The sequence below is a fragment of the Brevibacterium casei CIP 102111 genome (genome assembly GCF_900169275.1).
GTDB lineage: Bacteria > Actinomycetota > Actinomycetes > Actinomycetales > Brevibacteriaceae > Brevibacterium > Brevibacterium casei.
This window is the reverse complement of sequence record NZ_FXZC01000005.1, coordinates 21,673-48,029: the sequence shown is the minus strand read 5'-3', so window position 1 is coordinate 48,029 and position 26,357 is coordinate 21,673. Positions and strand designations below refer to the sequence as shown.

Genomic DNA, 26,357 nt, shown 5'->3' with positions numbered 1-26,357 from the left:
TGTGGGGAGCGGTGCCGGCAACTGGGACGGTATTGGGTCGAGGTGAACATCAGGTTATGCGATCGATGTCGCCTTTCGGAACCAGCCCTGCCCCGATGAGGGGGAACACGGCGACGATCGCGAACGACAGCGGGTATCCGAGCACGGTGATGAGCGCGCCGAGGCCGGGCCCGACGAGGGCGGAGACCGCGAACTGTCCCGTGTTCTGGGCTCCCAGCGCCTTCCCCGACCAGCGGGGGCCTGCCGCCTCGGCCACCGAGGCGAACGCGAGTCCGTTGTCGGCGACGGACACCGTCGAGGCGAGGACGAAGACGATCGCGGCGATGACGGGAAGAGAGGTGAGGGAGACGAGGGCGAGGCCGGCCGTGAGTGCGCAGGCCGCGATGGCGATGACGCGGATGAGGCCCACTCGAGTTCCGAGCGCGTCCGAGGCACCGCCGACGACGAGACGCCCGAGAGCACCGGTGAGCTGAGCGGCGGCGACGATGCCTCCGGCCATCGCCGCCGAGACGCCCTGGTCGGCGATGAGCCAGATGAGTCCGTACGTCGACAATGCGAACTGGGGGACGACGAGGAGTGCGGAGACGACGTGGATGCGCCAGAGGAAGGCATCCGACCGGTAGGGATTCCCCGCCGAGGCGGCTCCCCCGCTCTGCCTGACACGATCCGTCTCCTCGGCTCCCGCACTCCCCCGAACCCCGTCGTCCTCGGCGGTGGGCACGAGACTCGGGGCCGCCTCGGCGGGGGGAGGATTGCGGACGAGGAGGACGCACACGATCGTCATGAGCGCGGTGACGGCGGCGGCGAACCAGAGGTAGGCGGCGATGCCGCCGGCGGCGGCGATGGGTGGGACGGTGAGGGCGGCGAGCGCAGTGCCCAGGGGCTGGGACATCTGCCGGATGCCCATCGCAAGCCCCCGGCGGTGTCGGGGGAACCAGCCGATGACGACGCGACCGCTCGCCGAGTTCACCGAGGCGGCTGCGGCACCCGAGGCGGCGATGGCGACGGTGAGCAGAATCGGTGAGCCGGCGACGGCGACGGCCGCAGCCGAGGCGAGCGCGGTGAGGCCGAGACCGAGTGACATCGCGAGCCTCTCCCCGAACCGGTCGGCGAAGGCGCCCCAGGCGATGAGCGTGAGGAGAAGTCCGAAGCTCGGGGCCACCGCGACGGTGCCTGCCTGGGTGAGCGAGTAGCCGAGCTCGCGGGTGAGGTGCGGGATGAGGAAAGCGGGACCGGTGATCGCCACCGTCGCCGCCATCTGCGAGGCCACTCCGACGACGAGGATGACCCAGGCCTGTCGGCTGGGCGGGGTCGGGGTCATGGGTGAGACGTTAGCCCTCGTTCACAATCTGAAGCAATGCGTCTCAAGGGATGACCTCGAGGGCGCTGCCGTCGGTGGCAGCCGATCCGGAGGACGCGCGGCCGCGCACCCGGGAACACGGGACGGTAGAGTGAGTGCTGGCGATGCGACGGCGCTCCTCCCCCTATAGCCCAATCGGCAGAGGCAGTCGACTTAAAATCGATTCAGTCTGGGTTCGAGTCCCAGTGGGGGGACCCATGGAATCGGCTCGCCGCATTCGCGACTCTCGGGCATGATGGCCCTATGACCTCTCTCCTCCTCTCCCCCGGGCAGCCGCCGCAGCCTGTCATCGGCATCGACGACCCGCGCGCCGTCGACGCCCCGGGCCCGGCAGTCATCGTCACCCCACCCGAGGAGGACGCCGCCGCCGGACGATCCGCTGCACCGACCTCGCGACCGCTCGCCTACCGCGAGGCCGGCGGGCAGTGGCATGTCATCGGCTCCGAGGCGGCCGATCACTGGTCCGCCCTCTCCCCCGAGGTGAGCGACCGGCTCCTCGCCGATCGCGCGGCCGGCCTCGACGTCGAGGAGTTCAAGGCGATCACAAACGGGGCGAGTGCGTCGATGATCACGAACAACTGGGTGCACTCCGGCCACCCCCGCCGGTATCGGATCGCCGGGGAGCTGCGCGAGCTCGCCGAGGTGGTGGCCGCGCTCAGCGGCCGGCCGCCGACTCCTCACGCTCCCGATTGTCGGTGATCGCAGCAGCATTGAGTTCGGCCCAGCGGCGCAGAGTGGCCACGGGTTCGCGCAGTGAGCGCCCGAGGTCGGTCAGCCGGTATTCGACACGCGGAGGCACCTCGGCGTAGGCCTCCCGGGTGATGAGCCCGTCGGCGGCCAGCGATCGCAGCGTCGACGTGAGCACCTTCGGGGTGATGCCCCCGATCGCCAGGCGGATCTCGTTGAACCGCAGCGGCCCGTTCTCGAGGACATCGATGATGAGCACGGTCCACTTGTCGCCGATCCGATCGAGGATCACCCGCGTCGGACATTCGGGGTCGAAGGCGTTGCCTTCCCAGCTGATTCCCATGGAATGGCTCCAATAGTATCTTTGAGGTATCCGATATCCAAAGTATATCTTTGTGATGTCAACTCAGCAACACCGTCGAAAGGACTCACCATGAGGATCGCACTCTTCGGAGCATCGGGAATGGTCGGCTCGCGCGTGACCAAGGAAGCCGCCGATCGGGGCCACGAAGTCACAGCCATCACCCGCTCGGGCACCGAGGTTCCCGGCGCCGCACGCAGCATCACAGGCGAGATGGGCGACGCCGCCTTCGATGCGCAGATCGTCGCCGATCACGACGTCATCGTCTCGACCACCGGCCCCAGCCGCACCGGCGGCGACCACGGAGAATGGCTCGATGCCCTCCGCACCATCGCTGCCGCTAGCGGCGACACGCGGATCTTCGTCGTCGGCGGCGCCGGGTCGCTCCTCGTCGACGGAGTCATGCTCAAGGACACCCCGGGCTTCCCGGAGCCGTACAAGGCCGAAGCCGAGACCGGCACCCGTGCCCTCGAGATCCTCCGCTCAGGCGACTACGAGCCGTGGACGCTCATCTCCCCTGCCCCGGTCATCGCTCCGGGAGAGCGCACCGGGAAGTTCACCGTCGGCACCGACTCTCCGGTGGGCGATGCGATCTCCGCGGAGGATTTCGCCATCGCGATGGTCGATGAGATCGAGAAGCCTACGCACATCAACTCCCGCTTCACCGTCGCCAACTGACCCGCCTCTCGCCGAGGCGGCGGCCGGGCCCCGCTCGGCCACCGCCTCGGCGAGGTCCCGCCTCGGGGAGGTCAGTCGAGCGAGTAGTCCCGGGAGGAGATCGCGAAGCCGTGGTCGCCGTTGACGCAGACGACACCGCGGTCCTCATCCGTCGTGCAGGCGATGCCGCGGACGATGAGGAGCTCACCGTAGCCGAGCACCCGCGTCTCCGTGCCCCAGCCGCCGGAATCGGAGAACTGGGTGAACATCGGATCCCCGAAGGCCGCGAACCGGGCGGCGCCCCTGGTCCCGAGGACGATCGCCGTCGGCTGCTGCCGCTGGCCCATGTATCCGACCTCGGGGAGGTCGTCGGGGAAGTTGAGGTTGTCGCACCCGACGCCGTCGGCGGCGAAACTGCAGTGGTGCTTGCGGGATTCGGTGGTGAAGTAGATGCCCTGGGCACCCGTGGCCGTGCCCTCGTAGTCCCACGGCCGGACGTGGTAGCCGGCGGGCGCCTCGACGGAGGCGGGACGGACGACGAACCGCTGCGGGCCCTTCTCGCAGGCGAGCGTGAGGCCGTAGTCGGCGACCTCGGCGTCCATCGGGAACACGCACTGCCACCCGTCGACCTGAGTGCCGTGCCCGGATTCGTCGACCGCGTCGTCTCCGCGGCCGAACGCCCCGACCGCCCGCATCGCCTCACCGCAGTCCGTCTCCGGCGTCCCCTGGTAGACACTCTGATCCTCCAGGGGTGCAGGAGCGGTGCCGCAGTGCCCGCGGGGCAGCGGCTCCTCAGCGGCCGTCGGGGTGCCTGCGGCCGGTGGCGCCTCCGCCGCCGAGGCGGTCGTCGCCTCGGGCGCGGATGACGCCTGATCCTCCCCGCCGATTCCGCAGCCGCCGAGCAGCAGGGCGACCACCAGGGCTGCGATGCCGACGGTGCGCTTCATGGACTCAGAGTAGCCTCATCGCGAGTCCGCGGACCCGGCGGAGACCCAATCGTGACCTGGAACGACGACGGCGCCGGAAGTGCGAACACTTCCGGCGCCGTCGTCGCGTCAGTCAGAGGCGGACCTCAGGCCGAGACGGCTTCCTTCTTGGGAACCGGCTTCGACTCAGCGGCCTCGACGAAGGCCTTGCGGGGCACGTCGAGGTCGACGAGCGCCGAGTTGTCGCGGCCGAGCGCGAAGTTGAGGATCCAGTTGCCGAAGACCTTGACCTTGCGGTCGATGCTCGGGATCGCGTAGCCGTGGTAGGCACGGTGCATGAGCCAGGCGAGCAGTCCGCGGGCCTCGAAGTCGCCCATCTGGGAGACGCCCTTGTAGAGGCCGAGCCCGGCGACCGAGCCGATCGTCTTGTGGAAGTACTGCTTGAACTCGGTCTCTCCGCGGAGGGCGGCGAGGACGTTCGCCGCGAGCACCGGGGCCTGGCGCACCGCGTGCTGGGCATTGGGCACGCAGTATCCGCCGACGCCGCCACCGGAGAGGTCGGGCACGGCGGCGTTGTCACCGGCTGCCCAGGCGCCCTCGACGACGCCGTCTTCGCCCTCGACACGGAGATCGGCGCGTACGGTCACGCGGCCGCGTTCGTCGATCGGCAGGTCGGAGTCGACGAGGACCGGGTTGGCCTTGACGCCGGCCGACCACACGATCGTGTCGGCGTCGAACTCCTCGCCGTTGGAGAGCTTGATGTGCTTGTCGGTGCAGTCCTGGAGGAAGGTCTCGAGGTAGACGTCGATGCCGCGCTCGCGCAGGTGCTCGACGACCCAGCGGGCCTGTGCCTCGCCGACCTCGGGCATGACGCGGCCGAGGGCCTCGACGAGGACGAAGCGGACGTCCGCCTCGGTGAGGGTCTCGTACTGGGAGATCGCGGAGCGCACGACGTCCTCGAGTTCGGCGAGGAGCTCGATGCCCGCGAAGCCGCCGCCGACGAAGACGAAGGTGAGCGCCTTGCGGCGTTCCTCGTCGTCCTCCATGAGGGCGGCGTCGGCGAGACGGGAGAGGAGGTGGTCGCGCAGGGCCACGGCTTCCTCGATCCGCTTGAGGCCGATCGCGTTCTCCTTGAGACCGGGGATCGGCAGGGTGCGGGCGACGGAGCCGGCGGCCATGATGATGTGGTCGTAGTCGAGCTCGAAGGGCTCGTCGTTCTCGGGTTCGACGACGACGAACTTGTCGGCGTGGTTGATCGACGTCACCTTGCCGGTGATGACCTCGGCGCCGGGCAGGTTGCGGCGCAGCGGCACGACGGCGTGACGGGGTTCGATCGAACCGGCAGCCACCTCGGGGAGGAAGGGCTGGTACGTCATGTACGGGTTGGGATCGATGACGGTCACGGTGGCTTCACCGCGGCCGAGATTCTTCAGCAGATTCTGGGCCGTGACGAGACCGAGGTATCCGCCGCCGACGACGAGGATGCGTGGACGCAGTTTCGAGTTTCTGATGAGAGCCATAGCCCCATCCTAGGCCCTTGTGAAAACTTTCACTAATCATCCGACGATGCCCCAGATGAGACGCGTATCACGCCCTCGGGATCAGCGGCGACGACGCAGGTGGACGACGAGGGAGAGGACGATGAGGCTCAGGGCGACGGCCCCGCCGACGCCGAGCGTCCAGTATCCGAGGGTCGGCGTCGACTGGGAGGAGACGACGTCGGTGGGTGCGACCGCCTTCTGACCGCCCTCCTCGGTCGGGGCAGCGGTCTCGGTCTCGGTCGGATCCTTGTCGGCGCGACGGTGCATCGTCACCCAGCTCGAGAGCGCGTCGGCGGCACTCGGCACCGATTTCGGCACGTCTGCCTTCATCGCCGCCACGGGGTCGAGGCGGCCCCAGCCGACGATCGGATCCGGCTTGTCCGCAGTGCTCTGACCCTTGTAGCCCTTCACCGGCTTGGCGGTGGTGAGCAGCTTCGCCGCCACCTCGTCGGCGCTGAGGTCGGGGTTCTCCGCGCGGATGAGGGCGGCGACTCCGGAGACGACGGGTGCTGCGAACGAACACCCCTGGCCCTCGGCGTAGCCGCCTGAGTAGTACGGGATCGGGATGTCGGCCGCCGGTCCCATGAGGTCGACGGCGGTCCCCGGTGCGGTCGAGGCGTCGAGCACGCGTCCGTTCTTGCCGAGACCGCCGACGCCGATGACGCCGGGCACTGTCGAGGGCGACCACGCCTGGGTCGCACCCTGGGAGGCGTTGCCGACACAGGCGACGACGAGGACGTCCTTCTCGTACGCGTAGGCGAACGCCTTGTCCCAGCTCTCCGGCCACGCGGGATCGTCCCAGCCGAGGGACATGTTGATGACCTTCGCGTCGTTGTCGACGGCCCAGCGGACGGCCTCGGCCGCCTGCTCGCGGGTCGACCCGGACTCCTTCGGGCGGTCGGGTCCGAGCCACATCGAGGCGGAGAGGATCTTCGCGTCGGGGGCGACGCCGACGGGACCCGGCCCCTCCCCCTGGCCTGCGATGACGCCGGCGACCGCGGTTCCGTGGTGGATCGTCTCCTTGCCCCCGATCGGGGTCGTGCCGTCCTTGCCGAGTCCGCTGAAGTCCTTGGCCTTCGTCACCACGCCCTTGAGGTCCGCGTGGTCCTTGTTCACCCCGGAGTCGATGACGGCGACGTTGACGCCCTCCCCGGTCGAGGTCTTCCACAGCTCGTCGATGCCGTAGTCCTCGATGAACCACTGTCCGGGCCCGGCCTTGGGCGCGGCGAGAGCGGGCTGGGCGGTGCCGACGATGAGACCCATGACGAGTCCGATGAGCGCGAGCCGGCGCGCACCGGCGGTGAGCCGGCGTCCCGTGGTGTGTGCGGTCGGGTGGGTCATGAGGCGAGGTCGAGGGCGATGCCGTCGAGGATGTCGGTCTCGGAGACCGTGATCGCCAGCTCGCCTCCGCGGGTGCGGACGGCGTCGTCGACTCGGGAGACCGTGCGGGCGAAGATGAGGCCGCCGGCGGCGATGACGTCGACGCGACCGGGATGCATGTAGGGCAGTGCGGCGCGGGCGTCCCGATCCATGCGCACGAGGTCGTCGGCCTGCCGCTCGATCTCGGAGACGGTGAGACGGGCCCCGTGGATCCGCTCACGCAGGTAGCTGTCGAGTCCGAGGATGCCGGCGGTCAGCGTCGTCACGGTCCCGGCCACGCCGATGAAGGTGCGGGCGGCGCCGAGGTCGACCACCTCGGCGGCCTCATCGAGGTGGGTGTCGATGTCGGTCACCGCCGCCCGGATCTGCTCGCCGTCGGGCTGGTCGGAGGCCATGTGGCGTTCGGTCAGGCGCACGGAGCCGATGTCCATGCTCACCGCTGCCTCGACATCTCCGGTACCGAGGACGAGCTCGGTCGATCCCCCGCCGAGGTCCATGACGAGGAACGGGCCCTCATCGGCGCTGCGTCCGGCGGTGGCGCCGAGGAAGGACAGACGGGCCTCCTCGTCACCGGTGATGACGTCGGGGACGACGCCGAGGATCGCGAAGATGCCGGCGAAGAACTCGTCCCGGTTCCTCACGTCCCGACTCGCCGAGGTGGCGACGAAGCGGATCCGCTCCGGCGAGTACTCGGCGGCGAGCTCGGCGTACTCGCGGGTGACGGCGAAGGTGCGCTCGAGGGCCTCGGGAGCGAACTCCCCCGTGGCGTCGACGCCCTGGCCGAGCCGGACGATGCGGGTCTCACGGCGGAGTTCGGTCATCGCGCCGTGGTCATCGATGTCGGCGACGAGCAGGCGCAGCGAGTTCGTTCCGCAGTCGAATGCGGCTACGCGCATGGTCTCCTCCTAGTCGGTCGTCTCGGCGGTGGTGACGGCCGGGGTCGGGACGTCGTCCATGAACGACAGGGCGCGGTCGCCGATCGGGTTGACGCCAGGGCCCGCGGCCAGGGCATGACCGACCAGTGCATGGAGGCACTTGACCCGGGTCGGCATGCCGCCGGCGGAGAAGTCGGCGATCTCCCCGACCTCGGCGATGCCGGCGGCCTCGCCGATCTCCGCCCGCACGGCGAGGTAGGCCTCATGGGCACGTCGGTACGCCTCGGCGAGGGTCTCGTCCTCACCGAGCTCAGCGGTCCACTCGGCCATGATGCCCGAGGCCTCCAGGCGCGAGCTCTCGGCGACGAACGCCGGATGGGTGAGGTAGAACGTCGTGGGGAACGGGGTGCCGTCCTCGAGCCGCGGGGCCGTGGCGACGACGAGCGGCTCTCCCGTGGTGCTGCGGGCGGCGATGCCGACGACACCGCGGGGAATGCGTCCGAGCTGCTCCTTCAGCGTCGCGAAGTCCGCCTCGGTGCACTCTGTGATCATTGACCGGTTCCCGTCGTGTTGCTCGAATTGCCGACCTCTTCGATCGACTCCAGCAACTCAAGGTACCAGGGTTGACTGCGCTGTGGGGACACTGTGTCCGAATCGTCATCCTCGCTCGTCTCCTGATTGGTGACGATGACGGCGTTCTTGCCCTTCTCGACGTAGTACTGCTCTTCCCGGGCCTTGCGCGCGATGTGGGTCGGGTCCTTGAGATCCTCGTTCTTCTCCCGCAGCGCCTCGACCTCGGAGCGGGTCGCGTCGATCTCGTTGTTGAGCGCCGCGATCTGCTGCGCCTGTTTGAGAGCGGAGTTGATCGAGGGCAGGAAGGTGACGAGGACGATGGCGAGCACGGCGAGGAACACTCCGGCCTGCCACGACATGCGGCGCCCGCGCGCCTCACGCTGCGCGGGCACCTCGACGACCGGCTTGGGGCGACGCCGAGGGGAGGCTTTGCCGGGGGCCGTCTTCGGGGCAGATCTTCTCGGTTTGCTCGGAACCATGACTCTTCCTAGTGCGACCGGGGATTGGGAAGGCAGTCGCAGTACTGACAAGTCTGCCGTGTCGACTTCGCCTCGGCGAGGATTTCGCCGTCGTGGCGTGTTCGCGTCCTCCGCCCGGGGAAGGCCCACCCAACAGGCCGCACGTCCTACCCCGAGCGGCGAATCACACACTTCGCAGCACACACAACCCGGAGCTCAGCTTCCCGCACCAGGAGCCGCATGTCCTACGTTTGCACGGGGATGATTCAGCGGCAGCCATGACGGATGGCGCCCCTCGCCGCTCGCGACGCCCAGCTCGCGCGCGCTCGGCCGTCGCAACCGACTCGGCGTCCACACTCTTATCCACACCCCATGCACAGAGTTATCCACAGTTATCAAACTGTCTATTGTGCTTAGACTTCATTTGATGCACTTTGGTTTCATGTACAAGATCTTCACGACCCAAGAGCTCACCCGCCTCGGTTTCACCCACACCGACCTCCGCTTCGCTCGCGACTGCTGTCTGCTCCGCCTGTCCCGAGGCGTCTACCTCGTGCGTCACGTATGCAGCGTCGACAGCCACCGCGTTCTCTGGAGCAGCATCGACGAGGGCACCCACGACGAGTTCGTCGCACACGGCGACCAGCGCGACACGATCGAAGCCCTCAACGCCGCCGTCATGGCCCACTGCGAGGTGCGGTTCCAGCAGGGGCAGCGGCACATCGCAGTCCCGTCGACCGACGATGCACGCCGCAATGCCGCGTCCCCGGCGGACTCGGAGATCATCACCCACATCTCCGCGGCGCTCATGCACGGACTGCCGGTCGCCTACCCGGTCACGCACCAGGTCGAGGTCGTCCGCCCGGGAGTCAATCGCCGATTCCCCAACCTCCACGTGCGTGGGGCGACGATCCCGAAACAGCACATCCAGACGACCCCTTACGGCCTGCAGGTCACGACGCTCGAGCGCACACTCGTCGATGTCGCCCGCACGTACAGCCTCGAGATCTCCGTGGCCATGCTCGATGACGCCCTGCGTCGCAAGCTTACGACCCCGGCGAAGATCCGCACGGTCGTCGCCCAGTCGTTCGAGAAGCGGAACTCGAAGCGCGTGGAACTCGCGCTCGATCTCGCCGATGCCCGCCGCGAGTCACCCGCGGAGTCGGTCGCGGCCGTGCGGTTCTACCAGCACGGCATCGTCGGCATGACCCCGCAGGTGAGCTTCACGACCGACACGTTCGGCACCACCATCCGGGTCGACTTCTGTCATCAGGCGGCCCACCTCATCGTCGAGGTCGACGGCATCGGCAAGCTTTACCTCGGTTCGGGGGTGCCTCGCGACGAGCTCGAACGGGAGCGGCGACGCGAGCAGTGGCTGCGCGATCGCGGGTGGCGCATCGTGCGCATCAGCTGGAAGGAACTGTTCCAGGAGGCGAAGTTCGAAGAGATCAAGCGGGCGGTGATGGGGGCCACGACGGCCTCGGCGAGGTGACGACCGCCTCGGCGAGATGACGTTGCGTCCTCCCCGCCGGTGCAACGACAAAAACAACCCGCACAAGGGGAGGATTCGGCGCTCCGGGTAGGACGTGCGGAGCGAACGGGGCGTTATGGAGCCAAGGGTGCGACGTGGCGCTCAGCGTAGGTGAGGCAACCAGGGGTGAGCACAGCCGACGCGCAATCGCCGAGGCGGGGGCTGCGGGGGCCGTTGGCGGGTCCCCCGCCCCCGCCTCGGCGCAGTGGTGCGACCGACTGACCTCAGCCACCGTGCGACCGACTGACGTCAGCCAGCGTGCGACCGACTGACCTCAGCCACCGTGCGACCGACTGACGTCAGCCAGCGTGCGGCCGACTGACGTCAGCCACGGTGCGGCGCGCGGACGTCAGCCACGGTGCGACCGACTGACCTCAGCCACAGTGCGGCCGGCTGACGTCAGCCGCAGTGCAGCCGGGCCAACCCGGAGGCAGGGCCTCAGGCGTCGAAGCGCGGGAACGCGCGCTTGCCGGCGTAGCGGGCGGCGTCGCCGAGCTGCTCTTCGATGCGCAGGAGCTGGTTGTACTTCGCGACGCGCTCGGAGCGGGCGGGCGCACCGGCCTTGATCTGCCCGGCGTTGGTGGCCACCGCGAGGTCGGCGATCGTCGTGTCCTCGGTCTCGCCGGAGCGATGAGAGATCATCGTCGTGTACCCGTGGGTCTGCGCGAGCGCCACGGCGTCGAGGGTCTCGGTGAGGGTGCCGATCTGGTTGACCTTGACGAGCAGCGAGTTCGCGGTGTCGTTGTCGATGCCGCGCTCGAGGCGCTCGGGGTTGGTGACGAAGAGGTCGTCGCCGACGAGCTGGACCTTCGAACCGATCGCCTCGGTGAGCTTCGCCCAGCCCTCCCAGTCGTTCTCGTCGAGGGGGTCCTCGATCGAGACGAGCGGGTACTTGCCGAGCAGCTCCTCGTAGTAGGCCGCCATGTCCGCAGCCGACTTCTTCTCGCCTTCGAATTCGTAGGCGCCGTCCTTGAAGAACTCCGAGGAGGCGACGTCGAGGGCGAGCGCGATGTCACGTCCGGGACGGTGGCCGGCGATCTCGATGGCCTCGAGGATGAGGTCGAGGGCCGCGGCATTCGATTCGAGGTTGGGGGCGAAGCCGCCCTCGTCGCCGAGTCCGGTGGACAGGCCGCGCTCTTTGAGCACGCCCTTGAGCGCGTGGTAGACCTCGACGCTCCACTGCAGCGCCTCATGGAAGCTCGCCGCGCCGATCGGGGCGATCATGAATTCCTGGATGTCGACGTTCGAGTCGGCATGCGATCCGCCGTTGAGGATGTTCATCATCGGCACGGGCATGACGTGGGCGTTGGGGCCGCCGAGGTAGCGGTAGAGCGGGAGGTCGGCCGAGACCGCCGCCGCCCGCGCGACCGCGAGCGAGGTGCCGAGCATCGCGTTCGCGCCGAGGCGGGACTTGTTCTCCGTGCCGTCGAGTTCGATGAGCGCCTGGTCGACGAGGCGCTGGTCGTCGCTCTCGAGGCCGACGATGGCTTCGTTGATCTCGTCGATGACGGCGTCGACGGCGTTCGTCACACCCTTGCCGAGGTAGCGCTCGGGATCTCCGTCGCGCAGCTCGACGGCCTCGAACTCACCCGTCGAGGCACCGGAGGGGACTCCGGCGCGACCGACGGACTCGTCGGCCAAGAGCACTTCCACCTCGACGGTGGGATTTCCCCGGGAATCCAGGATTTCGCGGGCATTTGCGGCGACGATCTCAGCCACTGATCACTCCTTAGCAGTCGGTATCACATGGGGAACATGTGCCTGCGGTTCAGCTTAGTGCACAACGCGAGGGCGCCCGTCCTCACGCGGCTCGGTCGTCGCCTGCCTCGAGCAGCCGCTGTCGCAGTCGTGCCGGGGTCTGCGGATCCATCCCATGCTCGAGCAGGTACTTCTCCACGGCGTCATCACCGTAGGTCTCGGTGAGGGAATCGAGGATGCCCGCCAGCAGATCCCGGGGTGCGGCCGTCGCCGTCTCGACGAGGTTGCCCGAGATCCCGGCGTCCGAGTAGTTGCGGAGGACGGATTCGAGGAACGCCCCGCCGAGGTGGTCCTCGGTGACCGTGTAATCGTCGAGGATGTCGTCCCGGTCGACGCCGAGGATGTCGAGGACGAACGCCGCCACGAGGCCGGTGCGGTCCTTGCCCGCCGAGCAGTGGAAGACGATGCCGTCCCCGCACCGGTTCGCGATCGTGTCGACGGCGAGTGCGAGCCGCGGACCGAAGTGGTCGATGAGGTAGTCGTAGATCCGGCGCAGGGAACGGTCGGTGAGGTCGAGTCCCGTCGTCTCTGCGAGCTCCCTCATCTCCTCGGCGCTCAGCGGCGCTGCCGGAAAGAACCGGTCCTCGAAGATCGGGAGTTCGATGTGGTCGACGTCGAGGCCGGCGAGGGCGTCGGGGTGCTTCGCCCGCTCGCCGATGTCCCGCAGGTCGAGGACGGTCGTGATCCCCAAGCGGCGCAGCTCCTCGCGCGAGCGGTCCGTGAGCTGGGCGAGGCCGTCGGCGCGGAACACCTTCCCCGTCGCCACGGACTCTCCCCCGCCCACGGGTGCCCCGCCGAGGTCGCGGAAGTTGAAGGTCCCCTCGATGTCGATCCTGTCCAGGCTCACTGTTCCTCGCTTTCGTCCGCGGCGACGCGTTCGTCGTCCTTGATCCGACGGTACTCGGCTTCGACGTCCTCGAGCGAGGCCATCGGTCCGCCCCGCCCCTGACCGTCGAAGGCGAAGGGGTGGCGACGGACGAGTTTGGCCTCGAGTCCGTCGATGACGGCGCCGAGGCTGTGGCCGTAGTCCTCTCCCCCGCTCTCATCGAGCAGCGCGGAGTGGAAGAGCACCTGGTAGAGGACATCGCCGAGTTCGTCGATGACGGCCTGCCGCGTCGCCGGCCCCGGGTCGGCACGGAAGTCCGCCAGCGCCTCGATGAGCTCTTCCGTCTCCTCCCTGGCGTACTTCTCCAGGCTCGCATGGTCCTGTTCGGACGACCACGGGCACCGGGAGCGCAGCACCGCCATCGCCTCGACGATGCCGTCGACGCGGGGCCCCGCCTCCGTTGACGTGTCGCCGTCGCCGGTCATGCCTGAACGACCTCGGAGGGGACCACCTCGGCGGGGACGACCGGGAGGATCGCGTCGAGGAACTGGTGGGCCCAGCGGAGGATGTCGGAGTCGGTCATCTCCTTGGCCCCGAACCCGTTGCCGTCCATCGGCTTGGGCACGAGGACCGAGCGGATTGCGGGCTTGAGCAGCGACTTCGGATAGAGGCGCTTGAGCCGCACGACCTGGGAGTCCTCGAGTTCGACGGGTCCGAAGCGGACGAAGTTGCCCTGGACGACGATGTCGTTGACGCCCGAGGCGCGCGCCCGGATCCGCAGCCGGGCGACGTCGGCGAGGACGCCCACGGCCTCCGGGTAGGGACCGTAGCGGTCGACGAGTTCGTCGAGGACCTCCTGGAGTTCGTCCTCGTTCGCCGCGGCCGCGAGCTTCCGGTACGCCTCGAGGCGCAGCCGCTCGTGGTCGACGTACTCGGCGGGCAGGTGGGCGTCGACGGGCAGCTCGATGCGCATCTCCGCCTCGGGTTCCGTGTCCTCGCCGCGGAAGTTCGCGACCGCCTCGCCGACGAGGCGGACGTAGAGGTCGAAGCCGACCCCTTCGATGTGTCCCGACTGCTGGCCGCCGAGGAGGTTGCCGGCGCCGCGGATCTCGAGGTCCTTCATCGCCACCTGCATCCCGGCGCCGAGCTCGGTGTGCGCGGCCAAGGTCGTCAGCCGGTCGAGGGCGGTCTCCGTGAGCTGGGTGTCGGCGGGGTAGAGGAAGTACGCGTACGCGCGTTCGCGGCCTCGACCCACGCGGCCGCGCAGCTGGTGGAGCTGGGAGAGGCCGTAGCGGTCGGCGTGGTCGATGATGAGCGTGTTGGCATTCGCGATGTCGATGCCGGTCTCGACGATCGTCGTGCACACGAGCACGTCGTACTTCTTCTCCCAGAAGTCGACGATGACCTGCTCGAGACGGTGCTCGTTCATCTTGCCGTGGGCGATCGCGATCCGCGCTTCGGGCACGAGTTCGGCGAGGCGGGCGGCCACGGCCTCGATGTCGCGCACCCGGTTGTGGATGTAGAAGACCTGGCCCTCGCGCATGAGCTCGCGCCGGATCGCGGCCTTGACCTGCTGGTCCTCGTACTTGCCGACGTAGGTGAGGACGGGGTGGCGCTCCTCGGGCGGGGTCGCGAGCGTCGACATCTCGCGGATGCCGGTCACGGCCATCTCGAGCGTGCGCGGGATCGGGGTCGCCGACATCGCCAGCACGTCGACGTTCGTGCGCATCGCCTTGAGCGTCTCCTTGTGCTCGACGCCGAAGCGCTGCTCCTCGTCGATGATGACGAGCCCGAGGTTCTTGAACCGCACCTCCCCGCTGAGGAGGCGGTGGGTGCCGATGACGAGGTCGAGCTTGCCGTCGGCGAGGTCGGACACGACCTTCTCCGACTCCTGCTTCGTCTGGAACCGGGAGAGGGCACCGACGGTGACGGGGAATCCCGCGTACCGTTCGGCGAAGGTCTCGAAGTGCTGCTGGACCAAGAGGGTGGTCGGGACGAGGACGGCGACCTGTTTGCCGTCCTGGATCGCCTTGAACGCCGCCCGCACCGCGATCTCCGTCTTCCCGTAGCCGACGTCGCCGCAGATGAGCCGGTCCATCGGCACCGACTTCTCCATGTCGGCCTTGACCTCGTCGATCGTCGTGAGCTGATCGGTGGTCTCGACGTAGTGGAAGGCGTCCTCGAGTTCGCGCTGCCACGGGGTGTCGGGCCCGTACGCGTGGCCGACGGTCGCCTGCCTGGCCGAGTAGAGGCGGATGAGCTCCCCGGCGATCTCCTTGACCGCCTTGCGCGCCTTCGCCTTCGTCGACTGCCAGTCGGCGCCGCCCATCTTGTTCAGGCTCGGGTTCTCACCGCCGACGTAGCGGCTGACCTGGTCGAGGGCGTCGGAGGGCACGTAGAGTCGGTCACCGGGCTGGCCGCGTTTGGCCGGCGCGTATTCGATGATGAGATATTCGCGCGTGTGCTTGGCGGCGCCCTTGCCCGTCGTCCGCTGCGTCATCTCGACGAACCGTCCGACACCGTGCTGCTCGTGGACGACGAGGTCTCCGGGGGCGAGGTTGAGGGGGTCGACCTGGTTGCGCTTGCGGCGGGTCGGCAGTCGGCGCATGTCACGGGTCGAGGTCGCAGCCGCCCGCCCGAGGACGTCGGCCTCGGTGAGCACGGCGAGCTTGAGGTCGTCGAAGACGAAGCCCCCGAACGGGGCGGCCGTGGTCACGGTGACGAGGGCCTCGGGCGCATCGGTCGGGTCCTCAACGAAGGTCGCGGGCACTCCGGCCTCGGAGAACACCTCGACCATGCGCTGGCCCGGCCCTTGTCCTTCGGTGAGGACGAGGATCCGCCACTGGTCGTGGGCGAGCCCGCGCACGTCGGTGAGGATCGCCTCGACGTCACCGGCGTAGCCCTTCGGCGGCCGGGCGGGGATGGAGAAGAGGTTCGCGTGCGGGGAGACGAGTTCGGCGTCGGTCGCAAACCCCCCGATCTCCCACCAGGCGAGTCCGATGAGTCCGGCGCCCTCGCGCATCTCCTCGAGCGTGCGGAAGGTCGCGGCGGAGAGGTCGATCGGCGAGTCCCCGCCCGCGGCGGCACCCGACCACGCGGCTTCGAGGAACTCGTTCGTCGTCACCACGAGGTCGGCGGCGCGCGCGGCCACACGTTCGGGTTCGGTGACGATGATCTTCGTGCCCTCGGGCAGGAGCGCGATGAGCGGTTCCATCCCGTCGGCGAGGACCGCGGTGAGCGACTCCATGCCCTCGACGGCGATGCCTGCGGCGATCTTCTCGAGCATGTCGGCGGCGGCGGGAAGGGTGGGGGCGAGCTCGGCGGCCCGCGCCCGGACGGAATCGGTGAGGAGGAGTTCGCGGACCGGGGGCGCGGACAGGCGCAGGGGGTCGGCGTCCGCCTCGGCGGGGATGGAGCGCTGATCGGCGACGGCGAACTCACGGATCTCGTCGACCTCGTCGCCGAAGAACTCGATGCGCAGCGGATGGTCGACCGTCGGCGGGAAGACGTCGACGATGCCGCCGCGCACGGCGTACTCGCCACGGCGGGAGACCATGTCGACACGGGTGTAGGCGAGTTCGGTCAGACGCGCGGAGAACGCCTCGATCTCGGCTTCGTCGCCGACGGCGAGCTCGATCGGCGGGATCTCCCCGAGTCCCTTGGCCAGGGGCTGGAGGAACGCGCGGACGGGGGCGATGATGAACGTGAGTGCGCCCCCGGGCTTCGGGTGGGCGAGGCGGCGGAGGATCTCGAGGCGCTGACCGACGGTGTCCGAGCGCGGGGAGAGCTTCTCGTGCGGCAGGGTCTCCCAGCTGGGGAAGACGGCGATCGAGTCGGCAGGCACCCAGTCGGCCAGCGACCGCGCGAGGTCCTCGGCCTCCCGGGTCGTGGCGGTGACGATGAGCTGCGGTGAGGCGGCGGGCCCGGAGGAGACGGTCCGCCGCAGAATCGAGGGCCACAGTCCCTTGATCGCGTCGATGGTCCCGCCGGTCGTCGTCGGGTCGGCCATGGCCTCGACGAGTTCGGTCACGGTGGGATTCTGCAATGTGAGATCGAGTCCGTTGAGCACCTGGCAATTCTAGTCCACGCCCCTGACTCGGACCCGATCCGACCTGTGCGCGCCTGACCAGGACAGGGACCGGGAACGGGAGGGTCGACCGGGGCCGACACCCGCCGCCGGGCTCCCTAACAGTACGGTCACGGGCCCGCGTCTCTGGGGGTTCTCCAAAGTTCGTGGCCGATAATCGAGGCATGAGCTCCGACAACTCCCCTCGTTTCACCGCCGAGGAGTCCCGGGCCCTCTTCGGCACCGACTCTCCGCACTCACCCCAGCCAGGCACCCGCCAGTCCCCCGGTGCGCGCCTGCGGTCGATGTACTCCGGCGGGTTCTCCCGCTTCGCCCCCGTCTTCATCCTGCTCGCGATCATGTGGATCGTCGAGATCGTCGACGCGATCCTGCCGGCAGACCTCGACGCCTTCGGCCTGCAGTCGTGGAACCCGATCGCCCTCTACGGGATCGTCACCGGTCCCCTCCTCCACGCCGGGTTCGGACACCTGCTGGCCAACACGTTCCCGTTCCTCATCCTCGGCCTCTTCATCGCCGCCGAGGGCGCCCGCCGCTTCTGGCTCGTCACGGTGATCTCCGCGGTCGTCTCCGGCCTCGGCGCGTGGCTGACGACCTTCCCCGGCCACTACATCGTCGGCGCCTCGGGCATCGTCTTCGGTTACTTCGGCTACCTCGCGGTGCGCACGTGGTTCACCGAGGACGTCCTGCGCAGGATCATCTACTTCGCGATCGGGCTCTTCGTCTTCGTCACCTACGGCGCCTCCCTCGTCTTCGGGCTCTTCCCGCAGGCCAACGGCGTGTCGTGGCAGGGTCACCTCTTCGGCTTCATCGGCGGCATCATCGCCGCGTGGTACATCCACCGCCGGAGCGGTGCCCGTCCCGTGGCCTGAGTGATCGTCTGATCCGGCGGTCCTTCCGACCGGTTCGTTCCCGCCCTCGCCGAGGCGGTCCCGGAGTCCTCAGCTGCGGGCGTGGAACTTCGCCTGCACGGGCAGCAGGCCCTCGATGATGCACATCTCGACGGCGTCGGCGACGTCGGAGACGAAGATCGGCAGGGTCGTGCGCTCGTCCTTCGCAAACGGCCGCAGCACGTAGTCGGCGGTGTCCTGGCGGCCGGTGGGCCGTCCGACGCCGGCGCGGATGCGCACGTAGTCCTTCGTGCCCAGCGCCGAGGTCATCGACCGCAGGCCGTTGTGTCCGCCCTCTCCCCCGCCGACCTTCGCCTTGATCGTGTCGAAGGGCAGGTCGACGTCGTCGTGGACGGCGATGATGTGGTCCGGGTCGATGCCGTAGAAGTCGGCGACCTGCCTCAGCGGCCCACCGGAGTTGTTCATGTATCCCGTCGAGGTGGCGAGGACGACCCGAGGCCCCGGCACCCCGGGAATGGACCCGGTGGGGAGCCGGCCGGTGCCGACGTTCGCGCGCAGCTTCGTCCGCGTCAGGCTGATGCCCATGCGCGAGGCGAGTTCCGCGACGACCATCTGTCCGATGTTGTGCCGGGTCGCCGCGTACTCCGGTCCCGGATTGCCGAGTCCGAAGACCAACCAGGCTTCGCTGCTCATCGTCGCCCTCTCCTCATCTCGTCATCCCTGCCGCCCGCCGAAGGCGTGTCCGGACCCAGGATAGGCAGATCGGCGGGCCGCCGTGGTGGCGGCCCGCCGATCGTCGTGGTCACACTCGGGTGAGTGCCGGTCCAACCCCGGTCAGGGTCGGATCAGTGTTCTCACTCCTCCTCGGAGGCCTCGTCCTCGGAGGCGGCCTCGTCGGTCGACTCCTCGTCGGCGGCCTCGTCCTCGGTGGTCTCGTCGGCATCGGACTCGGTGTCCATCTCGAGCTCTTCGGAGATGTTGACGACGAGCAGCTCCGGGTCGGCGACGAGCTCGACGCCGGCCGGCAGCTCGACCTGCTCGGCGAGGATGTGCTCACCGGCGGGGCGGCCCTCGACGGAGACCTCGAAGAGCTCGGGCAGCTTGGTCGCGTCGGCGAGGACGGCGAGCGTCGACTCGACCTGCGAGACCATCGTGCCGGGGGCGGCGTCGCCGACGACGTGGACGGGGACGTCGACCTCGATCTTCTCGCCGCGCTTGACGATGATGAGGTCGACGTGCTCGATCTCACGGCGCACGGGCTCGATCTGGACGTCGCGGGCGATCGCGAGGACGTTCTTCGCGCCGTCGGTGCTCTCGATCTCGAGCAGGGCGTTGGCGTGCTTGAGGGCCATCATCGTGGCGTGTCCCTCGAGCGAGATGTGGACGGGGTCGCCGCCGTGGCCGTAGACGACCGCGGGGATGCGACCGGCGCGGCGGATGCGGCGGGCAGCGCCCTTGCCGAATTCGTCGCGGGGTTCTGCGATGAGCTTGAAGTCAGCCATGTTTCTCTCCTTCGTGGTGATCTCTCATGCACCACGGCGAAACAGTCTGAGGCCGCACCCGGGGCCGCATATCAGCGCACCCGAGGTGGGTCAGGACCGCGTCGATCACGGAGACAGGCGTCTCCCTCGCCGAGGCAACCCGACTATTCTACGGCACCCTCGGTGAGTGCTCCAAGTCGTTCCTGCACGGCTGCCGCGCACGCGGCGAGTCCCTCCTCGGTGAGGAGGATGTCGTAGTGGTTGGTGCCGAGGACCTCGACGACCTCCATGCGCGGCCATCGCCGCCGGTAGGAGGCGACGAGCTCGGGCGGGTAGAGGCCGGGCTCGGCGGCGACGAGGTCGCGTTCGGCGGCGAGGAAGGCGACGTCCGCCTGCCGTTCCTCGTCACCCATGACCGCGGCCAGCGCCGCCGGGTAGGCAGCGCCCTGATACATGTCGGCGGAGTCGGCCTCCATCGCCTCGACCGAGGTCGAGGGCTGGAACGTGTCGTCGTCCTTGGCGGCGAGGTCGTAGACGAAGCTCTCGGTCGCCACGGTGTCGAGTCCATCGACGAAGGCGGGATGGGCGGCGAAGAACGCGAGGTACTCCTCGACGGTGGTGAAGGTCATCGACAGCCTCTCGGCGGCTGGGCCGAGGACGGCGGCGATGAGGTCGTCGGTGTCGAGTGCGGCGTTGAGCTCCTCGCTCTCGGCCTCGCCCGGCGACAGCTCCTCCCCCGCCCCGGGCAGCGCGAGCGGGAGGGGAAGGCCGCCGTCGATGAGGACGGGGCCGCGGAAGCGCACGGTCGCCTCGGTGTCGGTGCTGGTGTCGTCGGCACCGAGAGCCGCGGGAAGTCCGGCGAGCGTCATCGCGACGAATCCGCCCATCGAATGCCCGACGAGGGTGACGGTTCCCGAGTCGGAGAACGTCTCGATGGCGGTGAGGACGTCCTCGGCGTGGACGCGCATGCCGAAGGGCCCGGGCAGGAGACGAGAGTCCGCGCGTCCGCGCAGGTCCGGTCCGATGATGCGCACGCCCGGCAGGAGCGGGACGAGCCCGGCGAAGAAGAGGTGGTTCGAGGTGATGCCGTGGATGACGCACACGGTGGGAACGGGTCCGGGTTCGGCGGAGACCGGCTCCCACACGCCGACGGAGAGCGCACCTCCGGCGACGTCCACCCTGTAGCGGTTGTAGTCATGGGTCGACATCGTCCGGGCTCCCTTCCCTCGCCTGCCTCCAGTGTAGAGCGAACCCCCGCTCGGGGGCGGGGGTTCGTCGGTGTCCACGGTGCGGTAGACGGCGGGTCTCAGACCTCGAAGAGGCTGGTGACCGACCCGTCCTCGAAGACCTCGTGGACCGCGCGGGCGATGAGCGGGGCGATCGAGAGCACCGTGAGCTTGTCGAAGATCTTGTCCTCGGTCAGCGGCAGGGTGTTGGTGACGATGACCTCGTCGGCCACGGAGTTCGACAGGCGCTCGACGGCGGGCCCGGAGAACACGGCGTGGGTGGAGACGACGATGACGTTCTTCGCCCCCGCCGCCATGCACGCGTCCGCGGCCTGGACGATGGTGCCTCCGGTGTCGATCATGTCGTCGACGAGGACGCACGTGCGGCCTTCGACCTCACCGACGACGCGGTTGGCCTTCGTCTCGTTCGGCCGCGTGATGTCGCGGGTCTTGTGGATGAAGGCCAGGGGCACGCCGCCGAGGGCGTTCGACCAGTTCTCGGCGACCTTGATGCGGCCGGCGTCGGGCGAGACGACGGCGAGGTCGCCGGGGTACTTGTCCTTGACGTAGCCGGCGAGGATGGGCATCGCGATGAGATGGTCGACCGGTCCGTCGAAGTAGCCCTGGATCTGGGCGGTGTGGAGGTCGACGGTGATGATGCGGTCCGCACCGGCGGTCTTGTAGAGGTCGGCGACGAGGCGGGCGGAGATGGGCTCACGGCCGCGGTGCTTCTTGTCCTGGCGCGCGTAGGGGAAGAAGGGGGCGATGACGGTGATCCGCTTCGCCGAGGCGCGCTTGAGGGCGTCGACCATGATGAGCTGCTCCATCAGCCATTCGTTGATGGGAGCGCTGTGCGACTGGAGGACGAAGACGTCGCAGCCGCGCACGGATTCGGAGAACCGGACGTAGATCTCGCCGTTGGCGAAGTTGTAGATGTCGGTCGGCAGGAGCTCGGTGCCCAGGTTCTCCGCCACCTGCTCAGCGAGTTCGGGGTTCGCCCGTCCGCTGACCAGGACGAGCTTCTTGTCGCCCGCCGTCGTTATCTCGTTCACTTATCCGTTCCCCTATCGGATGCGGCCTCGGCGGCCTGCGCTGCAGGCGTGCCGGGGCGGTTGGCTTCGACCCAGCCCTCCAGGTTGCGCTGCGGGGCCACATTGATGGCGAGCGCTCCTGCAGGGACATCCTTGCGCACCACGGTGCCCGCACCCGAGTAGGCGCCGTCGCCCACCGTGACCGGGGCGACGTACATGTTGTCCGAGCCCATCCGTGCGTGCCTGCCGATCGTCGTGCGGTGCTTGGCGACTCCGTCGTAGTTGACGAACACCGAGGCGGCGCCGATGTTCGTGCCCTCCCCGATCTCCGCGTCGCCGACGTAGCTCAGGTGCGGCACCTTCGCACCCGGTCCGATGTCGGCGTTCTTCGTCTCGACGAAGGTGCCGATCTTGCCGTCCGCGCCGAGCTTCGTGCCCGGGCGCAGGTAGGCGAAGGGCCCCACCGAGGCGCCGGGTCCGACGATCGCGAGCTCCGAGTGGGTGCGCACGACCTGGGCTCCGGCGCCGACCTCGGTGTCCTTGAGCGTCGAGTCGGGTCCGACGACGGCACCATCGTGGATATCCGTGGCTCCGAGGAGCTGGACGCCGGGGAGGATCGTGACATCCTGGCCGAGGGAGACGTCGACGTCGATCCACGTCGTGTCCGGGTCGATGATCGAGACGCCGGCCCGCATCCACTTCTCGCACGTGCGGCGGTTGAGCTCCTTGCCGAGCTGGGCGAGCTGGACGCGGTCGTTGGCGCCCTCGACCTGCCAGAGGTCGTCGGTCGCGGTGGCGGCGACGGGCAGGCCCGCGTCGTGGGAGACCCCGACGACGTCGGTGAGGTACTTCTCGCCCTGGGCGTTGTCCGTGGTCAGGGAGGCGAGACCGGTGCGCAGTGCCGTCGCGTCGAAGGCGTAGATGCCCGAGTTGATCTCACGGATGGCCCGCTCCGCCTCGGTGGCGTCCTTCTGCTCGACGATGCGCAGGAGGTTGCCGGCGGCGTCGCGGACGACACGGCCGTAGCCGGTGGGATCGTCCACCTCGGCGGAGAGGACGGTGACGGCATTGCCCTCGCCCTCGTGGACCTCGACGAGACCGTTGATCGTCTCCGTCGTCAGCAGCGGGACGTCGCCGTAGGTGACGACGACCGTGCCGGCGAGGTCGGCGGGAAGCTGGGTGAGCGCGCACTCGGTGGCCCGGCCGGTGCCGGGGACCTCGTCCTGGTCGGCGACGAGGACGGTGCGCGTCGAGGTGACCGTGAGCTGGTCGAGGTGGGCGACGAGCTGGTCGCGCTCGTGGCGGACGACGACGACGAGGTGGTCGGGCGAGGTGCCCTCGGCCGCGGCGATCGCGTGATGGAGAAGGGAGCGCCCGCCGATCGGGTGCATCACCTTCGGCAGTGCCGACTTCATGCGAGTGCCCTGGCCGGCGGCCAGGACGATGACGGCAGTGGGACGGATCTGCGGCATTGAAAAGGTATCCTTCGCAAGTCGGATGGGGCCAGCTCCGCCCATAGGATTCGAACCTATACTGCACGGCTCCAAAGGCCGGCGTGCTGCCATTACACCAGGGCGGAACAGCGTGCGCCAGTCATAGGGCCCGCGCTCACGAGTACCCATCATGCCATTACGATGAACGGTATGGAAATTCTGCGCGAGGTGCTCCTCACCCTTCATCTTATCGGCATGGCGATCATCGTGGGAGGCTATTTCACGGTCATCCGCTCGCCTCGGGTGCTGCCGGGAATGCTCCACGCGTCCTACCTCCAGCTCGTCACCGGACTCCTCCTCGTCGGCCTCGCGGAGATGGGCGGCGGCCAGGTCGATCACATGAAGATCGGCATCAAACTCGTCGTCGCGATCCTCGTCACGGTCTTCGCATTCCTCGGCAACCGGCAGGAGAAGCGCTTCGCCGCAGAGACGGCGGTCGAATCAGCGGCGGCGGGCACGACCGCCTCGGCGAACGGAGCCGTCACCGCGGTGCGGCACCCCTCGGCGACGATGGCACACCTCACCTTCGCCTTCGCGATCCTCAACGTCCTCGTCGCGGTCTTCGTCGGCTGACCTTCGTCTCCTCCCCCGGCTCAGCCACCTTCCGGGCGCTCGGGTGAGGGCGTCTGCCTGCGTCAGGGGCGGACGGTATCGTTGGTTCCGACATGACTGCTGCAGCTGACCACACTTCGATGACCGCCGACTCCCGCGCCGACGACCTGCTCTCTGACCTCAACCCTCGGCAGCGGGAGGCCGTCGTCCACACGGGCTCTCCCCTGCTCATCGTCGCCGGTGCCGGATCCGGCAAGACGACGGTGCTCACCAGGCGCATCGCCTATGCCCTGGCCACCGGCCGCGCGCATCCGGGCGAAGTGCTCGCGATCACCTTCACGAACAAGGCGGCGAAGGAGATGGCCGAACGCGTCTCCGCGATCGTCGGACCGGCCTCGCGGGCGATGTGGGTCTCGACGTTCCACTCCGCGTGCGTGCGCATCCTCCGCCGGGAGGCGAAGACGCTGGGCAGAAGCACGAACTTCACGATCTACGACGCCCAGGACGCGCAGCGCCTCGTCGCGCAGATCCTCAAGGAGCTCGGCCTCGACTCGAAGAAGTACGCGCCGCGGTCGATCCTCCACCGGATCTCCAACCTCAAGAACGAGCTGCAGACGGCCGAGGACTTCGTCCCGCGCCCGAACAATCCCGCCGACGAGGTCTTAGGCGACGTCTTCCGTCGCTACACCCAGCGTCTGCGCCTGGCCAACGCCTATGACTTCGACGACCTCATCGCTGAGACCGTCCACCTCTTCGGGGCCTTCCCCGAGGTCGCCGACTCGTACCGTCGCCGGTTCCGCCACATCCTCGTCGACGAGTATCAGGACACGAACCCCGCCCAGTACGCCCTCATCCGGGCACTCGCCGGGGACGGCGCGGGCGGGTCGACCGGTGCCGAGCTCACCGTCGTCGGCGACGCCGACCAGTCGATCTACGCCTTCCGCGGAGCGACTGTGCGCAACATCGTCGAGTTCGAGCAGGACTTCCCCGCCGCCGAGGTGGTCCTCCTCGAGCAGAACTACCGTTCGACCCAGAACATCCTCGATGCTGCGAACGCCGTCATCGCCCACAATCAGGACCGCAAGGACAAGCGCCTGTGGACCTCCGAGGGCGGGGGCAAGCCGATCGTCGGCTGGGTCGCGGAGAACGAACAGGCCGAGGCGCGCTTCGTCGTCGACCGCATCGACGAGCTCATCGACGAGGAGAAGTACACGTACGGCGACTTCGCCGTCTTCTACCGCACGAACGCCCAGTCCCGGGCGATCGAGGACGCGCTCGTCCGCTCGGGCATCCCTTACAAGGTCGTCGGCGGCACGCGGTTCTACGAGCGCAAGGAGATCAAGGACGCCCTCGCCTACCTGCGCGTCATCGCCAATCCCGACGACGACGTCAACCTCCGCCGCATCCTCAACGTGCCCAAGCGCTCGATCGGCGACCGCACCGAGGGAATCATCGCCGACTTCGCGGACCGGGAGGGCATCAGCTTCTATGCCGCACTCGGTCGCCTCGGCGAGATCCCGCACCTGTCCACCCGCGCCCGGTCCTCGGTGGAGAAGTTCTACGCTCTCCTCCGCGATCTCTCCGCCACCGCCGAGGTGGCCCCCGTCTCCCGGGTCATCGAAGCGATCCTCGAACAGAGCGGATACCTCGAATCCCTGCAGAAGAGCACGGACCCGCAGGACGAGTCCCGGGTCGACAACCTCGCCGAGCTCGTCGCCGTCGCCGAGGACTTCTCCGCGACCCGTGCTGTCGCCGCCGATCCGGAGGCCGCCGACGCCGACCCCGGAAAGTCCGAGGCCGCTGACGCGGACCCCACCCCCGCCGAGGCGGGCCGACCGTCGGATGCCGAAGCGCAGGTCGCCTCGGATGCTCGGTCCGCATCGGATGCCGAAGCGCAGTCCCCCGCCGAGGCGGCCGCAGACGCATCGATCGACGCATTCCTCGAACAGGTGGCACTCGCCTCGGACACCGATCAGATCCCCGACGCCGAGCTCGGGCAGGTCACTCTCATGACCCTCCACACGGCGAAGGGCCTCGAGTTCCCCGTCGTCTTCCTCACCGGCCTCGAGGACGGCGGCTTCCCACACGCCCGCTCGTTCGAGAATCCCAGCGAACTCTCCGAGGAGCGGCGTCTCGCCTACGTCGGCCTCACCCGGGCGAGGCAGCGACTGCTCGTCACCCGCGCGGAGACGCGCAGCATGTGGGGTCAGCCGCAGTACAACCCGCCCAGTCGCTTCCTCACCGAGATCCCCGAGAACCTCATCGAATGGGAGAGCACCGGCAGCTTCTCCTCGGCCCTCGGCAGCGGCGGCGGGAGCAGCTTCGGCGGCTACGGTGCGCGCGGATACGGCGGCGGGTCCTCCTCGCGCGGAGGCTCCGGCGCTTCCGGTTTCGGCGGGTCCTCACGCACCTCAGGGGCCTCCCGCGGCTCTCGCGCCGCGAGTGCGCCCTCGGCAGGCTTCCCGAATCGCATCCGCCCCAACCGTGAGGTCATCTCGGTGTCCGTGGGCGAGAAGGTCTCCCACGAGTCCTTCGGCCTCGGGACCGTCACCGAGGTCAACGGCACCGGCGACAAGACCGTCGCCGTCGTCGACTTCGGTTCGGCCGGCACGAAGCGCCTCCTCCTCCGCTACGCCCCGGTCGAGAAACTCAGCTGACCGCCCCCAGGACACAGAGAAGCGCCGAGGTGATCATCCACCTCGGCGC

23 protein-coding genes and 2 tRNA genes are annotated in these 26,357 nt (G+C 68.8%); 7 read left to right on the top strand and 18 right to left on the bottom strand.

Annotated elements, in window-relative coordinates:
* Positions 1–49 precede the first annotated feature (49 nt).
* Positions 50–1,321 (bottom strand): MFS transporter, encoded by a 1,272-nt coding sequence (locus BC102111_RS12495; RefSeq protein ID WP_101624502.1) that lies wholly within the window; start codon positions 1,319–1,321, stop codon positions 50–52.
* Between the two features lie 159 nt (positions 1,322–1,480).
* Between BC102111_RS12495 and BC102111_RS12490 the strand changes: the two genes are divergently transcribed.
* A tRNA-Leu gene (locus tag BC102111_RS12490) sits at positions 1,481–1,554 on the top strand.
* 49 nt (positions 1,555–1,603) lie between these two features.
* Positions 1,604–2,059: a hypothetical protein gene (locus BC102111_RS12485; RefSeq protein ID WP_101624501.1), complete on the top strand. Its 456-nt coding sequence runs from the start codon at positions 1,604–1,606 to the stop codon at positions 2,057–2,059.
* Here the strand turns inward: BC102111_RS12485 and BC102111_RS12480 are convergent.
* Positions 2,016–2,390: a winged helix-turn-helix transcriptional regulator gene (locus BC102111_RS12480; protein WP_009374522.1), complete on the bottom strand. Its 375-nt coding sequence runs from the start codon at positions 2,388–2,390 to the stop codon at positions 2,016–2,018. The two genes, BC102111_RS12485 and BC102111_RS12480, sit on opposite strands and share 44 nt — an antisense overlap.
* Positions 2,391–2,480: 90 nt before the next feature.
* On the opposite strand from BC102111_RS12480, the gene BC102111_RS12475 reads away from it, so the two are divergent.
* Complete coding sequence (locus tag BC102111_RS12475; RefSeq protein ID WP_101624500.1) at positions 2,481–3,086, top strand: NAD(P)-dependent oxidoreductase; 606 nt, start codon at positions 2,481–2,483, stop codon at positions 3,084–3,086.
* A gap of 71 nt (positions 3,087–3,157) precedes the next feature.
* Here the strand turns inward: BC102111_RS12475 and BC102111_RS12470 are convergent, their stop codons facing one another.
* The 6 genes from BC102111_RS12470 to BC102111_RS12445 form a co-directional block, all read right to left on the bottom strand.
* On the bottom strand, positions 3,158–4,012 hold the full coding sequence (locus tag BC102111_RS12470; RefSeq protein WP_095376766.1) for a hypothetical protein: 855 nt from the start codon (positions 4,010–4,012) through the stop codon (positions 3,158–3,160).
* 125 nt (positions 4,013–4,137) lie between these two features.
* The gene (locus tag BC102111_RS12465) at positions 4,138–5,511 is read right to left on the bottom strand and encodes an NAD(P)/FAD-dependent oxidoreductase (protein WP_009374431.1); all 1,374 of its coding nucleotides are present in this window, start codon (positions 5,509–5,511) and stop codon (positions 4,138–4,140) included.
* Between the two features lie 81 nt (positions 5,512–5,592).
* Complete coding sequence (locus BC102111_RS12460; protein WP_095376767.1) at positions 5,593–6,873, bottom strand: S8 family peptidase; 1,281 nt, start codon at positions 6,871–6,873, stop codon at positions 5,593–5,595.
* The gene (locus BC102111_RS12455; protein ID WP_095376768.1) at positions 6,870–7,808 is read right to left on the bottom strand and encodes a Ppx/GppA phosphatase family protein; all 939 of its coding nucleotides are present in this window, start codon (positions 7,806–7,808) and stop codon (positions 6,870–6,872) included. The genes BC102111_RS12460 and BC102111_RS12455 overlap by 4 nt, the downstream gene beginning before the upstream one ends.
* Positions 7,809–7,817: 9 nt before the next feature.
* On the bottom strand, positions 7,818–8,339 hold the full coding sequence (locus BC102111_RS12450; RefSeq protein ID WP_095376769.1) for a DUF501 domain-containing protein: 522 nt from the start codon (positions 8,337–8,339) through the stop codon (positions 7,818–7,820).
* On the bottom strand, positions 8,336–8,839 hold the full coding sequence (locus BC102111_RS12445) for an FtsB family cell division protein (protein ID WP_040340891.1): 504 nt from the start codon (positions 8,837–8,839) through the stop codon (positions 8,336–8,338). Before BC102111_RS12445 ends, BC102111_RS12450 begins: the two co-directional genes overlap by 4 nt.
* 406 nt (positions 8,840–9,245) lie before the next feature.
* Between BC102111_RS12445 and BC102111_RS12440 the strand changes: the two genes are divergently transcribed.
* Positions 9,246–10,310 carry a type IV toxin-antitoxin system AbiEi family antitoxin gene (locus tag BC102111_RS12440; RefSeq protein ID WP_223289783.1) on the top strand — a complete coding sequence of 355 codons (1,065 nt, stop codon included), beginning with the start codon at positions 9,246–9,248 and terminating at the stop codon, positions 10,308–10,310.
* A gap of 477 nt (positions 10,311–10,787) precedes the next feature.
* Here BC102111_RS12440 and eno read toward each other — a convergent pair whose 3' ends face one another.
* From eno to mfd, 4 genes are all read right to left on the bottom strand, one after another.
* Positions 10,788–12,068 carry a phosphopyruvate hydratase gene (eno, locus tag BC102111_RS12435; RefSeq protein ID WP_101624499.1) on the bottom strand — a complete coding sequence of 427 codons (1,281 nt, stop codon included), beginning with the start codon at positions 12,066–12,068 and terminating at the stop codon, positions 10,788–10,790.
* Positions 12,069–12,150: 82 nt separating this feature from the next.
* A complete protein-coding gene (locus tag BC102111_RS12430; RefSeq protein WP_095376771.1) occupies positions 12,151–12,954 on the bottom strand; it encodes a tyrosine-protein phosphatase in 804 nt (267 codons plus the stop codon).
* Positions 12,951–13,418, bottom strand: a complete 468-nt coding sequence (locus BC102111_RS12425) for a MazG nucleotide pyrophosphohydrolase domain-containing protein (RefSeq protein WP_095376772.1) — start codon at positions 13,416–13,418, stop codon at positions 12,951–12,953. Before BC102111_RS12425 ends, BC102111_RS12430 begins: the two co-directional genes overlap by 4 nt.
* Complete coding sequence (gene mfd, locus BC102111_RS12420) at positions 13,415–16,942, bottom strand: transcription-repair coupling factor (protein WP_223289792.1); 3,528 nt, start codon at positions 16,940–16,942, stop codon at positions 13,415–13,417. Before mfd ends, BC102111_RS12425 begins: the two co-directional genes overlap by 4 nt.
* Positions 16,943–17,184: 242 nt before the next feature.
* On the opposite strand from mfd, the gene BC102111_RS12415 reads away from it, so the two are divergent.
* Positions 17,185–17,889: a rhomboid family intramembrane serine protease gene (locus tag BC102111_RS12415; protein ID WP_009374421.1), complete on the top strand. Its 705-nt coding sequence runs from the start codon at positions 17,185–17,187 to the stop codon at positions 17,887–17,889.
* 69 nt (positions 17,890–17,958) lie between these two features.
* On the opposite strand, the gene pth is transcribed toward BC102111_RS12415, so the two are convergent.
* The 6 genes from pth to BC102111_RS12385 form a co-directional block, all read right to left on the bottom strand.
* Complete coding sequence (gene pth, locus BC102111_RS12410) at positions 17,959–18,561, bottom strand: aminoacyl-tRNA hydrolase (protein ID WP_095376774.1); 603 nt, start codon at positions 18,559–18,561, stop codon at positions 17,959–17,961.
* Between the two features lie 161 nt (positions 18,562–18,722).
* The gene (locus BC102111_RS12405) at positions 18,723–19,370 is read right to left on the bottom strand and encodes a 50S ribosomal protein L25/general stress protein Ctc (RefSeq protein WP_009374419.1); all 648 of its coding nucleotides are present in this window, start codon (positions 19,368–19,370) and stop codon (positions 18,723–18,725) included.
* Between the two features lie 143 nt (positions 19,371–19,513).
* The gene (locus tag BC102111_RS12400; RefSeq protein WP_101624498.1) at positions 19,514–20,557 is read right to left on the bottom strand and encodes an alpha/beta fold hydrolase; all 1,044 of its coding nucleotides are present in this window, start codon (positions 20,555–20,557) and stop codon (positions 19,514–19,516) included.
* A gap of 98 nt (positions 20,558–20,655) precedes the next feature.
* A complete protein-coding gene (locus tag BC102111_RS12395) occupies positions 20,656–21,627 on the bottom strand; it encodes a ribose-phosphate diphosphokinase (protein ID WP_009374417.1) in 972 nt (323 codons plus the stop codon).
* Entirely contained in the window at positions 21,624–23,078 is a 1,455-nt protein-coding gene (gene glmU, locus BC102111_RS12390; RefSeq protein ID WP_063250203.1) for a bifunctional UDP-N-acetylglucosamine diphosphorylase/glucosamine-1-phosphate N-acetyltransferase GlmU, read from the bottom strand. Before glmU ends, BC102111_RS12395 begins: the two co-directional genes overlap by 4 nt.
* A gap of 35 nt (positions 23,079–23,113) precedes the next feature.
* Positions 23,114–23,185 (bottom strand) — tRNA-Gln (locus tag BC102111_RS12385).
* Between the two features lie 64 nt (positions 23,186–23,249).
* On the opposite strand from BC102111_RS12385, the gene BC102111_RS12380 reads away from it, so the two are divergent.
* Complete coding sequence (locus BC102111_RS12380) at positions 23,250–23,672, top strand: hypothetical protein (RefSeq protein ID WP_009374415.1); 423 nt, start codon at positions 23,250–23,252, stop codon at positions 23,670–23,672.
* Between the two features lie 92 nt (positions 23,673–23,764).
* Positions 23,765–26,308, top strand: coding sequence for a UvrD-helicase domain-containing protein (locus BC102111_RS12375; protein WP_223289782.1), 2,544 nt, complete (start codon positions 23,765–23,767; stop codon positions 26,306–26,308).
* Positions 26,309–26,357 lie beyond the last annotated feature (49 nt).

Excerpts from the sequence above, each read along its gene's own strand:
- BC102111_RS12495 (WP_101624502.1), bottom strand. The coding sequence starts at position 1,321 with ATGACCCCGACCCCGCCCAGCCGACAGGCCTGGGTCATCCTCGTCGTC.
- BC102111_RS12485 (WP_101624501.1), top strand. The coding sequence starts at position 1,604 with ATGACCTCTCTCCTCCTCTCCCCCGGGCAGCCGCCGCAGCCTGTCATC.
- BC102111_RS12480 (WP_009374522.1), bottom strand. The coding sequence starts at position 2,390 with ATGGGAATCAGCTGGGAAGGCAACGCCTTCGACCCCGAATGTCCGACG.
- BC102111_RS12475 (WP_101624500.1), top strand. The coding sequence starts at position 2,481 with ATGAGGATCGCACTCTTCGGAGCATCGGGAATGGTCGGCTCGCGCGTG.
- BC102111_RS12470 (WP_095376766.1), bottom strand. The coding sequence starts at position 4,012 with ATGAAGCGCACCGTCGGCATCGCAGCCCTGGTGGTCGCCCTGCTGCTC.
- BC102111_RS12465 (WP_009374431.1), bottom strand. The coding sequence starts at position 5,511 with ATGGCTCTCATCAGAAACTCGAAACTGCGTCCACGCATCCTCGTCGTC.
- BC102111_RS12460 (WP_095376767.1), bottom strand. The coding sequence starts at position 6,873 with ATGACCCACCCGACCGCACACACCACGGGACGCCGGCTCACCGCCGGT.
- BC102111_RS12455 (WP_095376768.1), bottom strand. The coding sequence starts at position 7,808 with ATGCGCGTAGCCGCATTCGACTGCGGAACGAACTCGCTGCGCCTGCTC.
- BC102111_RS12450 (WP_095376769.1), bottom strand. The coding sequence starts at position 8,339 with ATGATCACAGAGTGCACCGAGGCGGACTTCGCGACGCTGAAGGAGCAG.
- BC102111_RS12445 (WP_040340891.1), bottom strand. The coding sequence starts at position 8,839 with ATGGTTCCGAGCAAACCGAGAAGATCTGCCCCGAAGACGGCCCCCGGC.
- BC102111_RS12440 (WP_223289783.1), top strand. The coding sequence starts at position 9,246 with ATGCACTTTGGTTTCATGTACAAGATCTTCACGACCCAAGAGCTCACC.
- BC102111_RS12425 (WP_095376772.1), bottom strand. The coding sequence starts at position 13,418 with ATGACCGGCGACGGCGACACGTCAACGGAGGCGGGGCCCCGCGTCGAC.
- mfd (WP_223289792.1), bottom strand. The coding sequence starts at position 16,942 with ATGGCCGACCCGACGACGACCGGCGGGACCATCGACGCGATCAAGGGA.
- BC102111_RS12415 (WP_009374421.1), top strand. The coding sequence starts at position 17,185 with ATGAGCTCCGACAACTCCCCTCGTTTCACCGCCGAGGAGTCCCGGGCC.
- pth (WP_095376774.1), bottom strand. The coding sequence starts at position 18,561 with ATGAGCAGCGAAGCCTGGTTGGTCTTCGGACTCGGCAATCCGGGACCG.
- BC102111_RS12405 (WP_009374419.1), bottom strand. The coding sequence starts at position 19,370 with ATGGCTGACTTCAAGCTCATCGCAGAACCCCGCGACGAATTCGGCAAG.
- BC102111_RS12400 (WP_101624498.1), bottom strand. The coding sequence starts at position 20,557 with ATGTCGACCCATGACTACAACCGCTACAGGGTGGACGTCGCCGGAGGT.
- glmU (WP_063250203.1), bottom strand. The coding sequence starts at position 23,078 with ATGCCGCAGATCCGTCCCACTGCCGTCATCGTCCTGGCCGCCGGCCAG.
- BC102111_RS12380 (WP_009374415.1), top strand. The coding sequence starts at position 23,250 with ATGGAAATTCTGCGCGAGGTGCTCCTCACCCTTCATCTTATCGGCATG.
- BC102111_RS12375 (WP_223289782.1), top strand. The coding sequence starts at position 23,765 with ATGACTGCTGCAGCTGACCACACTTCGATGACCGCCGACTCCCGCGCC.